This is a genomic window from Streptomyces sp. SX-6 (genome assembly GCF_059089585.1).
The window spans coordinates 122,233-136,269 of the sequence record NZ_JBTHHU010000011.1; the positions used below are offsets into that span (position 1 = coordinate 122,233).

At 70.0% G+C, this 14,037-nt stretch carries 12 protein-coding genes; 4 read left to right on the forward strand and 8 right to left on the reverse strand.

Annotated features, from left to right (window positions below):
* Window positions 1–4 precede the first annotated feature (4 nt).
* The 6 genes from ACV530_RS16160 to mshD form a co-directional block, all read right to left on the reverse strand.
* Window positions 5–1,150: a CHAD domain-containing protein gene (locus tag ACV530_RS16160; RefSeq protein WP_494333155.1), complete on the reverse strand. Its 1,146-nt coding sequence runs from the start codon at window positions 1,148–1,150 to the stop codon at window positions 5–7.
* A complete protein-coding gene (locus ACV530_RS16165; protein WP_494333156.1) occupies window positions 1,110–3,488 on the reverse strand; it encodes an RNA degradosome polyphosphate kinase in 2,379 nt (792 codons plus the stop codon). Before ACV530_RS16165 ends, ACV530_RS16160 begins: the two co-directional genes overlap by 41 nt.
* 195 nt (window positions 3,489–3,683) lie before the next feature.
* Complete coding sequence (locus ACV530_RS16170) at window positions 3,684–4,676, reverse strand: ABC-2 membrane transporter-related protein (RefSeq protein WP_494333157.1); 993 nt, start codon at window positions 4,674–4,676, stop codon at window positions 3,684–3,686.
* Window positions 4,673–5,608, reverse strand: a complete 936-nt coding sequence (locus tag ACV530_RS16175) for an ABC transporter ATP-binding protein (RefSeq protein ID WP_494333158.1) — start codon at window positions 5,606–5,608, stop codon at window positions 4,673–4,675. The genes ACV530_RS16170 and ACV530_RS16175 overlap by 4 nt, the downstream gene beginning before the upstream one ends.
* Window positions 5,605–6,048: a GntR family transcriptional regulator gene (locus ACV530_RS16180; RefSeq protein ID WP_494333159.1), complete on the reverse strand. Its 444-nt coding sequence runs from the start codon at window positions 6,046–6,048 to the stop codon at window positions 5,605–5,607. Before ACV530_RS16180 ends, ACV530_RS16175 begins: the two co-directional genes overlap by 4 nt.
* 74 nt (window positions 6,049–6,122) lie before the next feature.
* The gene (gene mshD / locus ACV530_RS16185) at window positions 6,123–7,046 is read right to left on the reverse strand and encodes a mycothiol synthase (protein WP_494333160.1); all 924 of its coding nucleotides are present in this window, start codon (window positions 7,044–7,046) and stop codon (window positions 6,123–6,125) included.
* 119 nt (window positions 7,047–7,165) lie between these two features.
* Between mshD and ACV530_RS16190 the strand changes: the two genes are divergently transcribed.
* Window positions 7,166–8,983, forward strand: a complete 1,818-nt coding sequence (locus ACV530_RS16190; protein ID WP_494333161.1) for a bifunctional metallophosphatase/5'-nucleotidase — start codon at window positions 7,166–7,168, stop codon at window positions 8,981–8,983.
* Between the two features lie 69 nt (window positions 8,984–9,052).
* Here ACV530_RS16190 and ACV530_RS16195 read toward each other — a convergent pair whose 3' ends face one another.
* On the reverse strand, window positions 9,053–9,262 hold the full coding sequence (locus tag ACV530_RS16195; protein ID WP_494333162.1) for a hypothetical protein: 210 nt from the start codon (window positions 9,260–9,262) through the stop codon (window positions 9,053–9,055).
* Between the two features lie 118 nt (window positions 9,263–9,380).
* Complete coding sequence (locus ACV530_RS16200; protein ID WP_494333163.1) at window positions 9,381–10,325, reverse strand: RpnC/YadD family protein; 945 nt, start codon at window positions 10,323–10,325, stop codon at window positions 9,381–9,383.
* Between the two features lie 424 nt (window positions 10,326–10,749).
* Here ACV530_RS16200 and ACV530_RS16205 point away from each other — a divergent pair, with 424 nt between their 5' ends.
* The 3 genes from ACV530_RS16205 to ACV530_RS16215 all read left to right on the forward strand — a co-directional run bounded on the left by ACV530_RS16205 (window position 10,750) and on the right by ACV530_RS16215 (window position 14,026).
* Window positions 10,750–10,905, forward strand: a complete 156-nt coding sequence (locus ACV530_RS16205) for a hypothetical protein (RefSeq protein ID WP_494333164.1) — start codon at window positions 10,750–10,752, stop codon at window positions 10,903–10,905.
* A gap of 37 nt (window positions 10,906–10,942) precedes the next feature.
* Window positions 10,943–12,178, forward strand: a complete 1,236-nt coding sequence (locus ACV530_RS16210) for a cupin domain-containing protein (RefSeq protein WP_494333165.1) — start codon at window positions 10,943–10,945, stop codon at window positions 12,176–12,178.
* An 87-nt stretch (window positions 12,179–12,265) separates the two neighbouring features.
* Window positions 12,266–14,026, forward strand: a complete 1,761-nt coding sequence (locus ACV530_RS16215) for an ABC transporter ATP-binding protein (protein ID WP_494333166.1) — start codon at window positions 12,266–12,268, stop codon at window positions 14,024–14,026.
* Window positions 14,027–14,037 lie beyond the last annotated feature (11 nt).

Sequence of the window (14,037 nt, forward strand, 5' to 3'; positions counted from 1 at the left end):
GTGCTCACGGTGCCGCCGTCAGCCGCTGCCACACCCGGTCGAACGCGAAGCGCGCCGCCTCGACCTCGTGCCGCTGGTCCGCGTGCAGCACCCCGAGGGCGTACGCCGTCGCCGGGGCGATGCGGGGCGTACGGGCCGCCGAGGCCGCCGCCGCGGCGGCACCGGCCGCGTCACGGTGCCGGTCGAGAGCCTGGCTCGCACCCAACAGCCGTACGGACAGCGAGGGTTCGGCCTCCGCCTGCCCCAGCTCGTCCAGCACCTCCTGCGCGTACCGCCGCAGCCGCACCAGCCGCCGCACCTGGTGCCACGGCGCGTCCTGGCGCGCCTCGGCGGGCGGGGCGTCGGCGTCGGGGGTGGCGGCGAGGCCGTGTACGAGCGCCTCCGCGTTGTACGGCAGCCCGGCCACCGACAGCGGCAGGGCGTCCACGGCCTCGCCGAGGAGCCGGTGCGTCTGCTCCGTGAGCAGCGACAGGCCCTCGCGGGACCGCGCGCCGAACGCGGCCGCGAGCAGCGGCGGTTCGGAGGAGAGCACGGCGACGCCGTCGGCGACGGCGTGGAAGCGCCCCGAGCCCAGCGCCTGGAGCGCGGCCGAGTGGGCGCGCGTCCGCGCGAGGGTCAACTGCCGTTCCAGCAGCGCCCCGGCGCGCGCCGCGCCCACGGTGAGGGTGCCGGAGGCGTCGCCCGGCGGGCCCGACAGCCGGTGCAGCGCCCCGCGCAGCCGGGCCAGCCTGGCGGCGCAGGCGTACTCACGGCCGAGGGTCTCCCCCAGCCAGCGCAGTTCGGCGCCGAGCTGGTCGGACCGGGCGGCGTCCGTCAGCGGCCGGTAGATGTGCAGCACGCCCGCGATCCGGCGGGACGCGGCGCGCAGCATACGGGCGGCGTCTGACGCGTCCTCGGCGTCGCTCCCGCTGTCGGCGTGCAGCCGCAGGCTGCGCAGGAACTCGGCGGCCTGGACGTGCAGATAGCGCGAGAGCACCTCGCCCGCGGTGTCCTGCCCGGTCGTCGTGGTCCTGGTCGTCGTGGTCCTGGTCGTCGTGGTCCTGGTCGTCGTGGTCCTGGTCGTCGTGGTCATGTTCCGCGGCTCCCCGGGCTCTGCGGTGACCGCCGGGTCATGAGGTTGCTGAGCCACGCCGGCGCCTCCGGGCGTCAATGAGCATCTCCTGCACGTTCCGCAGCGGCTGCCCGTCGGCATCGGTCGCCTGCCGGGTCCATTCGCCGTCGGGGCCCAGGTGCCAGGAGGCCGTACGGTCGGACATGCCGAGCTCCAGCAGCCGGCTGAGCGAGGCCCGGTGCGCGGAGTCGGTGACGCGGACCAGCGTCTCGATGCGCCGGTCCAGGTTGCGGTGCATCATGTCGGCGCTGCCGAGCCATACTTCGGGCTCACCGCCGTTCCCGAACGCGAAGACCCGGGAGTGTTCCAGGAACCGGCCGAGGACGCTGCGCACCCGGATGTTCTCCGAGAGCCCCGCCACGCCGGGCCGCAGGGCGCAGATGCCGCGCACCCACACATCCACCGGCACCCCGGCCATCGAGGCACGGTAGAGGGCGTCGACGACGGCCTCGTCGACCATCGCGTTGACCTTGAAGCGGATGTACGCCGGGCGCCCCTCGCGGTGGTGCGCGACCTCCTTGGCGATCCGGATGACCAGCCCGTCGCGCAGCGACCGCGGGGCCACGAGCAGCCGCCGGTAGGTCTCGCGGCGCGAGTAGCCGGACAGCCGGTTGAACAGGTCGGAGAGATCGGCGCCGACCTGCGGATCGGCGGTGAGCAGACCGAGATCCTCGTAGAGCCGCGCGGTCTTGGGGTGGTAATTGCCCGTTCCCACATGCGAGTAGCGGCGCAGCGTCTCGCCCTCCTGCCGCACCACGAGCGACAGCTTGCAGTGCGTCTTGAGCCCCACCAGCCCGTAGACGACGTGGCAGCCGGCCTCCTCCAGCTTCCGCGCCCACTTGATGTTGGCCTGCTCGTCGAACCGGGCCTTGATCTCGACCAGGACGAGGACCTGCTTGCCGGACTCGGCCGCGTCTATGAGCGCGTCCACGATCGGGGAATCACCCGAAGTCCGGTACAGCGTCTGCTTGATGGCCAGCACGTCCGGGTCGCCCGCCGCCTGTTCCAGGAACGACTGCACCGAGGTGGAGAAGGAGTCGTACGGGTGGTGCAGCAGCACGTCCCGCTCGCGCAGCGCGGCGAAGATGTCGGGCGCGGAGGCGGACTCGACCTCGGCGAGGTCGCGGTGGGTGCCGGCCACGAACGTGGGGTACTTGAGCTCGGGCCGGTCCAGGGCGGCGATGCCGAAGAGCGCGGTCAGGTCGAGCGGGCCGGGCAGCGGGTAGACCTCGGCGTCGGAGATCTTCAGCTCGCGCACGAGCAGGTCCAGGACGTACGGGTCGATGGTCTCCTCGACCTCGAGCCGCACGGGCGGGCCGAAGCGGCGCCGCATGAGCTCCTTCTCCAGCGCCTGGAGCAGGTTCTCGGCGTCGTCCTCCTCGACCTCCAGGTCCTCGTTGCGGGTCACCCGGAACATGTGGTGCGCGAGCACCTCCATGCCGGGGAAGAGCTCCTCGAGGTGGGCGGCGATGACGTCCTCGAGCGGGACGTAGCGCTGCGGGGAGGCCTCCAGGAACCGCGACAGCAGCGGCGGAACCTTCACGCGTGCGAAGTGCTCATGCCCGCTGACCGGGTTGCGGACGACCACCGCGAGGTTCAGCGACAGCCCCGAGATGTACGGGAAGGGGTGCGCGGGGTCGACCGCGAGCGGGGTCAGCACGGGGAAGATCCGCTGCCGGAAGAGGGTGAAGAGCCGCCCCTGCTCCTTCTCGGTCAGCTCGGTCCAGCGGATCAGGTGGACGCCCTGCTCGGCCAGCTCGGGGGCGACGTCCTGCTGGAAGCAGGCGGCGTGCCGGGCCATGAGCTCGCGCGAGCGGGCCCAGATCTGCTCCAGCACCTCGCGCGGCTGCAGCCCGGCGGCGGAGCGGGTCGCGACACCGGTGGCGATGCGCCGCTTGAGACCGGCGACGCGCACCATGAAGAACTCGTCCAGGTTGCTCGCGAAGATCGCCAGGAAGTTGGCCCGCTCGAGCAGCGGGGTGGCGGGGTCCTCGGCCAGCTCCAGCACCCGCTCGTTGAACGCCAGCCAGCTGCGCTCCCGGTCCAGGAAGCGCCCCTCGGGCAGCGGCTCGCCGGCCCGGCCGGCGGCCTCCCCGGGCAGCTCGTACCCGTCCACATAGTCGATCTCGCCGGCGTCGCCGATGCGGACCGGCGGTCCCTCGCCGGCGTAGCCGGTCAGGTCCGCGTCCAGGTCGGGCTCCAGCTCCGGGACGACCGGGGAGAAGTCCAGGTGCGGCCGGTGCGGGGCGTCGAACGCCGCGGCGGGCCGGGTGTGACCGCCCTGGCCGCCGGACTGCCGGTCGCCGCCCCGGGCGCTCGGATCCTGACTCGGATCCTGCGAGGGCTCCCTGGACGAGGACTCCCTGGGCTGGGTCATACCCTCATTGTTCCGCGTCACGGCCGATACCGGGGGGTCGGAAGGCGGCGCGGGGGCGGCGCGGAGCCATCGTTCGCGGGTGTGGGGGTGGGCGGGCTGCATTGGGCAAGGCTCGCAACCGCTGTTGAATCACGGGTAACGCCCACATGGCGTGCAGGAAACCCGGGGACCACCCCGGGTGACCCGCACGTCCGGTCAGGGGTGCATACGCCGCATCAGCCATACGGCGGACGTGCCCGCGAGCGCGGCGCACACCACCAGCAGCCCGGTCTCGGCCCACTGCAGGGGCCACAGGTCCGAGACGGGGTGGTAGTCGAGGTACCACCGGTCCGCGTGGTGCTGGGCGAGGCACCGTACGGGGTCCACGCCGACGTCGCACTGGGCGTCGACGATGCGCTTCCCCGTCCGCGCGACGATGCCGCGCTCGAACCGCCAGCTGCTGTCCCCGCTCAGCCCCGGCAGGTCGGGGCTCATCGCCGTCGACGGGGCGATCAGCTGGGGCCGCAGCGCCCCCGCCAGCCAGCGCACCGCGCCGTAGGCGACGAGGGTCAGGCCCATGGCGGGCACCACCTGCCGGACCACCAGGCCCGCCAGGGCGCCGAGCCCGACGCCGAGCAGCGCGTTCGCGACGGGCACCGGCCCGATCATGCCGAACGACGTGTACCAGGTCTGGCCCGGCAGCAGCCCGTCCGGCACCACCGACCAGCTCCAGGTGTACGCGGCGGCCAGCAGCGACGCCCCGGCGGTCACCGCCACCGCGGGCACGGCGAGCTTCGCCGCGAACCAGCGCATCGGGGCGCCGGACTGTGTCCACGCCACCTTGTACGTACCGGTCTCCAGCTCCCGCGCGATCACGGGCCCGGCCACGAACAGGCCGGCCACCAGCGGCAGATACTGCACCAGCAGCCCGTTGTAGTGCAGGACGTCGCCGTACGTGGCCCGGAAGCCGTCCGTGGCGTCCGAGAGCTCGCGGCAGTCGTAGCCCTGCCGGCCACAGGCCTCGCCGAGATGCTTGCCGCCGATCACGTCGGCCATGGCGAAGCGCAGCGCCACCAGCTGGACGACGACCACGACGAGCAGCGCCAGTGCGGTCAGCGCCGCCACGCGGTGCTGCCGCAGCACCAGCCAGACGAACCCGCGCGGGGCGAGCCGGTGTGTGGTTCTTGTCGTGGTGGCGGTGGCGCTCACGCCGCCGCCTTCCGGGAACGCGGCTCGGCGCTCGGGGTGAGCAGCGCGGGCGCGTCCGGGGAGCGCAGGTGGGCGAGGAGCATCTCCTCGAGCGTCGGCTCGGACGTCTCCCACTGCCCGGCGAGCGGGCCCTCGGGCCGGATCATGGCGGTGAGCTGGCGCCCGGTGGTCCGCGTCTCGACGACCGTGTGCGCGGCGAACGCCCTCGGCGGACCGGACTCCTCGTGCCGGCCGACGACGACGCGGTGCGCGCCGAGGAGGTCCTCGACCTCGCCCGCGAGCCGCACCCGGCCGCCGGATATCAGCAGCAGGTAGTCGCAGACGCCCTCGAGCTCGGCCAGGACGTGCGAGGCGAGCACGATCGTGGTCGCGCGCTCGGCCACCTCGCCCATGAGCAGGGCCATCATCTCGTGCCGCACGAGCGGGTCGAGATCGCTCATCGGCTCGTCCAGCAGCAGCAGTTCGGGCCGCTTGCCGAAGGCGAGGGCGAGCGCGACACGGGTGCGCTGGCCGCCGGAGAGCGCACCGATCCGCGCGTCGAGGGCGAGGTCCCCCTGCCGGACGATCCGCGCGGCCGCGGCCTCGTCCCAGCAGCCCGGGTTCAGCTCCCGGCCCATGCGCAGCATGTCGCCCACCGTGAAGTGCGGGTAGAGCGGCTTGTCCTGCGCGAGGTAGGCCACCCGCGGGCGGGTGGCCTCGACGGTGGGATCGCCGTCGAAGACGTGCAGCGCGCCCGCGTCCGCCCGCCGCAGCCCGGCGGCGACGGACAGCAGCGTGGACTTGCCCGCCCCGTTGGGCCCGACGAGCGCGCAGATCCGCCCCGCGGGCACCCGGAACGAGCAGTCGCGCAGCGCCCATCCACGCCGGTGCTCCACCCCCAGGCCGACCGCCTCCAGCGCGGTCCGGCCGGTGAGAAAGGTCAGATCGGTCATCCCGTCCCCTCGTCCACATGCGGTGCCGCCGCGCCGTTCACGCCGTTCGCGCCGTTTGCGCCGTCGAAGGACTCTTCCAGCACCGACGCGACCAGCGCGGCCACGTCCTCCCGGTCGAGCCCGGCCGCGCGGGCGCGCTCCGTCCAGTCGGCCAGCTCCGCGCGCAGCGGCGAGTCGGCGGCGGCCCCGGGCCGCGCCAGCGAGCGCCGGACGAACGTCCCCAGCCCGGGGCGCGCCTCGACCAGACCCTCGCGGTCGAGCTCGCGGTAGGCCTTCAGGACGGTGTTGGGGTTGATGGCCGTTGCGGCGACGACCTCCTTGGCCGTCGGCAGCTTGTCACCGGGCACGAGCAGCCCGAGCCGCAGCGCCTGCTTGACCTGCTGAACTATCTGCAGGTAGGTGGCGACTCCGCTGCGCCGCTCGATGCGGAACTCCAGCACGCCATCACCCTTTCACTACTTGACTAGTGAAAGGCTGCGGGACGTGACGGAGAGCTGTCAAACCGTGGCTGTTCTCAGCTCTCCGTGCGGTACATCAAATCGGTCTCATGGACCACAAACCCCAGCCGCTCGTACACCGCCACGGCCGCAACATTGTCCGCGTCCACGTACAGCATCGCCGTCGGCAGCCCCTGCGCCGCCAGGTGCCGCAGCCCGATGGTGGTCAGCGCCTTGCCGAGCCCGCCGCCCTGCACACCGGGGCGCACGCCCAGGACGTACACCTCGCCCAGACCCTCCTCGGCATGGACCTTCGTCCAGTGGAAGCCGACGAGCTCCCCCTCCCGCTCCGCGAGGAAGAAGCCCTTCGGGTCGAACCAGCTCTCCGCCTTGCGGTCGTCCAGGTCCCGCTGCGTGAGCGAACCCTGCTCGGGGTGGTGCGCGAAGGCCGCCGCGTTCACCGCCAGCCACGCCGCGTCGTCCTCGCCGGGACGGAAGGCCCGTACGGACACGCCCTCGGGCAGCGCCGGTTCGGCCAGATCCAGGCCTTCGAGCGGCCGGCGCATCTGCCGCAGCTCGCGGAACAGGCTCAGCCCCAGCACCTGCGCCAGGTGCCGGGCCGCCGGGTGCCCGCCGTGCGCCCACACCCGCAGCCGCTTGCCCGACTCGTGCAACAGCGTGTTCCCCAGCGCCCGTCCATGGCCGACCCCGCGGTGCGCCGGGTGCACCACCAGCTCCGCCGCCGGTGCCTCCACCGGGTCGCTCTCCTCCAACTGCCCGTACGCGACGAAGTCCCCGGCCACGTTGTGCACGAGCACATGCCGCACACCCGCGCGGCGGCCCTTGAGCTGGAGCCGGCCCTGCTCCGAGACGGCCTGCTGCCCGTCCTCCGCCGCCGCTTCGGCCAGCAGCCGCAGTACGTCCCGCGCCTGCTCCGGCGTAAGTTCCGTCAGGACTTCGGTCCGCCGCCGTCCGCTCGCGTCATTCAGCACGTCGTTCATGGTGTGAGCCTGCCACACACGTCACCTTTCCGTTACCTCAACCATCCTGTCGTGCTACGCGCGTTGACCTTATGCTGCGCCGGAACCGTCCCGCCCTTGACCATCCAAAGGGGAAACCCATGCCCGCGACGCCTCCCCGTGAGCGCCGCCTCGCCAGACGCCTGACCGCGGCCACCGCCGTGCTCGCCGCCACCGCCGGCGCCCTCGCCGCGACCACCCCCACCGCGGGTGCTGCCGACGCCCACCACAAGAGCAACCGCACGGTAGACGTGCAACTGCTCTCCTTCAACGACTTCCACGGCAACCTGGAGCCCCCGCAGGGCTCCTCCGGCGCGGTCACCGAGGCCGAGCCCGACGGCAGCAAGAAGGTCATACCCGCGGGCGGCATGGAGTACCTCGCCAACGCCCTGCGCACGGCCCGCAAGGGCCACCCCTACACGGTGACCGCGGCGGCCGGCGACATGGTCGGCGCGAGCCCGCTGATGTCCGGCCTCTTCCACGACGAGCCCACCATCGAGGCCCTCAACAAGCTCGGCCTCGACGTCACCTCGGTCGGCAACCACGAGTTCGACCAGGGCCGTGCCGAGCTGCTGCGCAAGCAGCGCGGCGGCTGCCACCCCAAGGACGGCTGCTACGAGAAGGGCAAGAAGTTCAAGGGCGCGAACTTCCCCTACCTCGCCGCCAATGTCACGGACGCGAAGACCGGCAAGCCGATCCTCAAGCCGTACACGGTCTGGCAGCGCAACGGCGTCAAGATCGGCTTCATCGGCGTCACGCTGAAGGGCACCCCCGACGTCACCACGGCCCAGGGCGTCAAGGGCCTGAAGTTCGGCGACGAGGTCGCCACGATCAACAAGTACGCCAAGGAGCTCAACCGCAAGGGCGTCAAGTCGATCGTCGCCCTCATCCACGAGGGAGGCATGCCCGCCTCCAACGCGTACAACTACAACTGCGACGCGGGCGGTCCGGGCAAGGGCCTCTCCGGCGCCATCGTCAACATCGCCAAGCATGTGACCCCGAAGGTGGACGCCCTCCTCACCGGCCACACGCACCAGGCGTACACCTGCACCATCCCGGACCCGGCGGGCCACCCGCGCACGGTCACCTCGGCGGCGTCCTTCGGCCGCGTCTACACCGAGACGACCCTCACCTACGACCGCCGCACCGGCCGCATCGTGCGCACCGCCGTCAAGGCACCGCACGCCGTCAACCACGTGGTGACCCGCAACCAGCCCAAGGCGCGCGACATGTCCGCGCTCATCGCCCGCTGGAACAAGCTGGCCGCACCGGTCGCCAGCCGCCCCGTCGGCTGGATCTCCGCCGACATCAACGGCCGCGGCTCCGAGGAGTACGAGAAGCCGCTCGGCGACGTCATCGCCGACGCCCAGCTCGAGGGCCTCGCCCCCGCCGGCAAGGGCGGCGCGCAGATCGCCTTCATGAACCCCGGCGGCATCCGCTCCGACCTCGCCTACAAAGCCGCGGGCAAGGAGGGCGACGGCGTCGTCACCTACGGCAAGGCGTTCACCGTCCAGCCCTTCACCAACATCATGCAGACCGCCGACCTCACCGGCGCCCAGGTCATCTCGATGCTCAAGCAGCAGGTCAGCGGCCCGGTCAACGGCCCCGAGCCGAAGATCCTCCAGATCAGCAAGGGCCTGACCTACACCCTCGACCTCACCAAGTCCGGCGCGGACCGCGTCGTGGCCTCGTCCGTGAAGCTGAACGGCGTCGCCATCGACCCCGCCAAGACCTACCGGGTCGCCGCCAACGAGTTCCTCATGGGCGGCGGTGACGGCTTCACCACCTTCAAGGACGCGAAGAACAAGCACGCCGGCGCGTCCGACCTCGAGGTCTTCATCTCCTACCTCAAGGCCCACTCCTCGAAGCAGTCCCCGCTCGCCCCGCCGAAGCCGGAGCGGATCACGGTCGTGAAGTAACGGACGCCGTACGCCACTTCGCCCCGCCGGGTTGCGTTGCCGTCTGGCGGGGCGAAGTGTTGCTGGGCGTCAGCCGCACAAGAGCAGCCGGAACGCTTGTGCCTTCCGCCAGCTTGACGACGATGGGGGCACCGACTCGTCAAAGAGCTCTTCGATCTGGGTCACAGTGAAGGCTCGGTCGAACCAGTCGTCCAGGGTGTCGAGGCAGGAACACATCATGATGCGCTTCTCGTGCGCGGGCTTCCTGGAGATTCCCCGGTGATCCAGCACGCGCAGCACGCACCCTCCGGCTGCCAGCAGCCTCCCTGCATCACTGCCCGCCCAATAGTCGCTCTTCAGAGGGGCGTCGAGACGTTCCTCAGCCCGCTCGGCGGAGGGCTCGGAGTCAGGGCCTTGTTCACACGAGGTCATCGCGAGCTCCGGCTCCGCTCTCGTCGTCGAACAGCTCGTCGACCTTGGAAACGTCCAGGGCACGGTCGACCCAATGATCCAGGGCTTCGATGTCGGAACAGCCCGTGATCCGTTCCCGGGCCTCCGGCGACACGGCGACGCCTCGCTTTCCCAGCACACGCAGCACTGCCTGCGCACGCCCCTTCGCCTCGCCCTTCGCCTCGCCTTCCCGAAGGCCCTTCGCCTCGCCCTCCCGAAGCTTCTCCTCGACGAGGGTGCCGCGGCCGGGAAAGTAGTTAAGAGTCTCCATCAGATTCCTCCAGGTCTCTCCTGCCCGGGTGTCCGCCAGGGCGACATCCAAGAATTGCGCCCAGTACGTCTGGGACTCCCGGGATGTCCCGCCCAAGGCGCGCGCCAGTGGCTCCAGTATGTCCGTGACCGCCGGGTCACGCCCGTGAGTCAGGACCGAGAACCCCGCCAGGTCCACGTTCCGTGCGATCTCCTCCGGGTCGATGATCATCGGGACGTTTCCGGGCCCCACGACCAGTGGGTGCACGGACAGCGAGGTCCATGCCTCGGTGCCGAGCCGGAACGGCCCCTCCGCCCATTCGGCGGTCGCTTTGTCCTGGCAGACCACGAGCAGCAGCGCTGGGCACGCGTACTTCGACTTGAGATACGCGAGGTAGTACGCCCAGCTGACCTCCTTGTCCCGGTCCCGGCGTCCCTGCGCCTCGATGGCGAGGATGAAGCCACCCCTGCCGTCGGACGGCACGACCCGCAGCACGCTGTCCACGCGCCGCTCCACCGGTCTGATCTCAGTGACATCCGTCTCGAGCGCATCAATGGACGCCCTATCAGGCAACGGAACATTGAGGATCTCGAACACCGGCTCAAGTAACTCCGGCCTCTCCCGAAAGATCCGGTGCGACGCCTCGTGGCGTGAAGTGACCATGGGCCGACCGTAGGGCCGCGGACGAGGACATCACCGCCCGCAATCACTCGTTCGTGCGAACTAACCCGCGAAAACGCCCTGTTGTGCTCGCGGCTCTGAACCACGGGCGCAGCGCGACCCGGTGGCGTCGGCCGCTTTGCCTGGATACGTAGATATATAGAACTCCAAGGGATTCAAGCAGGGAAAACCCTGTGGCGGTGATCACGAAGAATCCTCAGACGCAGGCATTTGACACCACCAACACCTCACCGACCTGCACATTTACCGAAGAGAAAGCGGTACCACCCCTTCCACATAGCCCCGGGACCACCCCGCAGACAAATCTCTGCACTGCCGTCACCGAACCCTGTGCTTAGATCAACTCCGCCCACGGAAAAGCAGGATCACTCACGCATTAGCCCTATCAAAAAGGAAGGAGTCGGTCATGACCAAGTCGCTGAACGCTTCCGATGTCGTCATTGTCCGGCCGGCCATCACGGCGAGCCCCATGAGCGACGTCGGCAAGGGCCCCCTGGACGACAACGACCACGGCTGGGGCCGCGACCACGGCGGTAACGACGGTCACGACGACCGCGACTGAATCACCATCGTCACATTTCGTAGGGAGTTCTCGGTAAATGCCGCTTCTTACGGACCGGGGAGGGGCTGCGCATTCCGCGCGGCCGCTCTTCGGCCTTTCTCGCCTGATCAATCCCATTGACATTTCCTCCTTCAAGGAGGAGTACTGGGAGAAGAAGCCTCTCCTCATCCGCCGCAACGACCCGGACTACTATGCCGATCTGATGACCCTGGGCGAGATGGACCGAATTCTTTCGGTCTCGAGCCTGCGCCCGGAAGACACCCGGGTGGTCGTCAGCGGGGTGGAGACCCCTCTCCTGGAGCTGGCCCAGCGCGGTCCGCACGGCGGAGTCAACGCCCTTGAGGAGTTGTTCGAGCGGTACCGCAACGGCTCCACTCTGGTGCTCAACGCCCTGCAGGAACGGCACCAGCCGCTCCGCGAGTTGGTGCAGCAGATGGGCACGGACATCAGCGCCAGGGTCCAGGTGAACACCTACCTGACGCCCCGTGGCGGCGCCCAGGGTTTCGCCCCCCACTACGACACCCACGACGTCTTCATCGCCCAGGTCCACGGATCGAAGCGGTGGAGGCTGTACGGCGCGCCGTTCGAACTGCCGCTGCACAGCCAGCCGTTCGGCCACACGGATCCCGACGTCGGCGAGCCCGAGCAGGAGATCGTCCTGGAGTGCGGGGACCTGCTCTACCTGCCGCGGGGCACCGTCCACGCGGCTTCCACGAACGACACGGCGTCGCTGCATCTCACCATCGGGGCCTACCCGATCCTGTGGGGAACCGTCATCCAGGAAGCCGTTCAGAAGCTCCTGGAGGAAGACGTCCGGTTCCGCCGCGGACTGCCGCTCGGCTTCGCCTCCGAAGAGAACGCGTCCGGTCAACTCGAAGCTGCATTCAGCGAGTTGCTCGACGAGCTCCGGGCTTCGCTGGCGCCGCGCGCCATCGCCGCCAGGTCGGTTCAGCGGGCGGTCTACAGCAGGCTGCCCGCGCTGCGCGGCCACCTGCTGGACCTGGAGGAGCTCGAGACCGTGGACGCCGGTACGGCGCTGCGTGTCCGGCCGGGAATCCACTGGAACATCACGGCCACCGACGAGCACGTCGAGCTGAATTTCCACAACAAGACCGTGCGGCTACCGGCACTTGTCGAGGACGAGGTGCGGTTCATCGCCTCGACCGACGGCGAGAAGTTCTGCGGTTCGGACATCCCGGGAGAGCTCGACCAGCCGGGACGCGAGGTGCTCGTGCGCACCCTCGTCCGTGAGGGTCTGCTCACCCTCGTCTGACAGGTGCAAAGGCCCTGCTCGCCGCCGGCACGGACCCGCGGCGGGCACGGCCTTTGCACAAGTACGCCGTTCGCATCCGGGGATTCAATGGATTCCGCACCTTCCGCCCGGCCCGATGTATCGATCCGCCGGATTGCCCGTCTGTTCGTCCCCTACCGAGGCCGGCTGGCGGTCATCTGCCTGCTCATCCTGCTGTCCACCGCGGTGTCGATGACGTCGCCGTTCCTCCTCCGGGCGATGCTGGACACGGCACTTCCCGAGGGACGTACGGGGCTGCTGTCCCTGCTCGCTCTGAGCATGCTCGGCATCACCGTGGCGAACTGCGCGTTCGGCGTGTTCCAGGCCTACTTGTCCACCGTCGTCGGCCAGAGCGTGATGAACGACCTGCGCAACGCGGTCTACTGCCATCTGCAACGCATGTCACTCGCGTTCTTCACCGCGACCCGCACCGGCGAGGTCCAGTCCAGGATCGCCAACGACATCGGCAGCATGCAGTCCACGGTGACCGGCACGGCCACCTCGATCGTGGCCAACGTCGCGACGGTGCTCGCCAGTCTGACGGCCATGGTCCTGCTCGACTGGCGGCTGACCCTGGTGTCGCTTCTGCTGCTGCCCGTCTTCGTACTGATCAGCCGCCGCATCGGCGACGAGCGCCGGACCATCACGCTGGAACGCCAGCAGGAGATGGCGACCATGACGGCACTGGTCGAGGAGTCGCTCTCGGTGAGCGGCTTCCTGCTCGGCCGGACGATGGGCCGGACCCGCACCATGGTCGATGAGTTCGCCGGTCACTCCGCCAACCTCACGGATCTGGCCGTCCGTTCGTCCATGGCGGGACGCTGGCGCCAGTCCACGATGCAGATCGCGATGGCGGCCATGCCGATCGCCATCTACTGGGTCGCCGGATTCTCCATCGGCCACGGGCACTCGCTGATCTCCATCGGAACGCTGGTCGCCTTCACTACACTGCAGCAGGGCTTGTTCGGGCCGTCGGTCCAACTGCTGCAGACAGGGATCTCCGTCCAGAGCTCACTGGTGCTGTTCGAGCGGGTCTTCGAGTACCTCGACCTCCCAGTGGACGTACCCGAGCCGGCGAAGCCCGTCGAGCTGCCCGCGCCGCGCGGCGCCGTCCGTTTCGAGGACGTGAGCTTCTCCTACGGCGCGGGGGCGCCGAACCTGGAGCGCATCGACATCGACATCCCCGCCGGCACCAGCCTCGCGATCGTCGGCGCGACCGGCTCCGGCAAGACGACCCTCGGCTATCTGGTGGCGCGCCTGTACGACGTCAGCAGCGGACGGGTCACCATCGACGGGGTCGACGTGCGCGACCTCGGCCACGAGACTCTCGCGGACATCGTCGGGGTGGTGTCCCAGGACACCCACCTCTTCCACACCACGATCACCGACAACCTCCGCTTCGCGAAACCGCACGCCCCGGACGACGAGATCGTCCGCGCAGCCAAGGCAGCCCGAATCCACGGCCTCATCTCCAGCCTGCCCGACGGCTACGAGACCGTCGTCGGTGAGCGGGGCTACCGTTTCTCGGGCGGGGAGAAACAGCGGCTGGCCATCGCGCGCACCATGCTGCGGAATCCTCCGGTGCTCGTACTGGACGAGGCCACCAGCGCGCTGGACACCCGCACCGAACAAGCCGTGCAGGAGGCGCTGGACGCTCTGGCCGAGGGCCGTACGACCATCACCATCGCGCACCGCCTGTCCACGATCCGCACCGCGGACCAGATCATCGTCCTCGACGGCGGACGGATCGCGGAACACGGCACGCATGACGCGTTGATGCAACTCAACGGCCGTTACGCGGGGTTGGTGCTGCAGAGCAGTCTGACGTAGGACGAGAATCT

Coding starts and splice junctions, on each gene's coding strand:
- ACV530_RS16165 (WP_494333156.1), bottom strand. CDS start 3,488: ATGACCCAGCCCAGGGAGTCCTCGTCCAGGGAGCCCTCGCAGGATCCG.
- ACV530_RS16175 (WP_494333158.1), bottom strand. CDS start 5,608: ATGACCGATCTGACCTTTCTCACCGGCCGGACCGCGCTGGAGGCGGTC.
- mshD (WP_494333160.1), bottom strand. CDS start 7,046: ATGAACGACGTGCTGAATGACGCGAGCGGACGGCGGCGGACCGAAGTC.
- ACV530_RS16190 (WP_494333161.1), top strand. CDS start 7,166: ATGCCCGCGACGCCTCCCCGTGAGCGCCGCCTCGCCAGACGCCTGACC.
- ACV530_RS16200 (WP_494333163.1), bottom strand. CDS start 10,325: ATGGTCACTTCACGCCACGAGGCGTCGCACCGGATCTTTCGGGAGAGG.
- ACV530_RS16205 (WP_494333164.1), top strand. CDS start 10,750: ATGACCAAGTCGCTGAACGCTTCCGATGTCGTCATTGTCCGGCCGGCC.
- ACV530_RS16210 (WP_494333165.1), top strand. CDS start 10,943: ATGCCGCTTCTTACGGACCGGGGAGGGGCTGCGCATTCCGCGCGGCCG.
- ACV530_RS16215 (WP_494333166.1), top strand. CDS start 12,266: ATGGATTCCGCACCTTCCGCCCGGCCCGATGTATCGATCCGCCGGATT.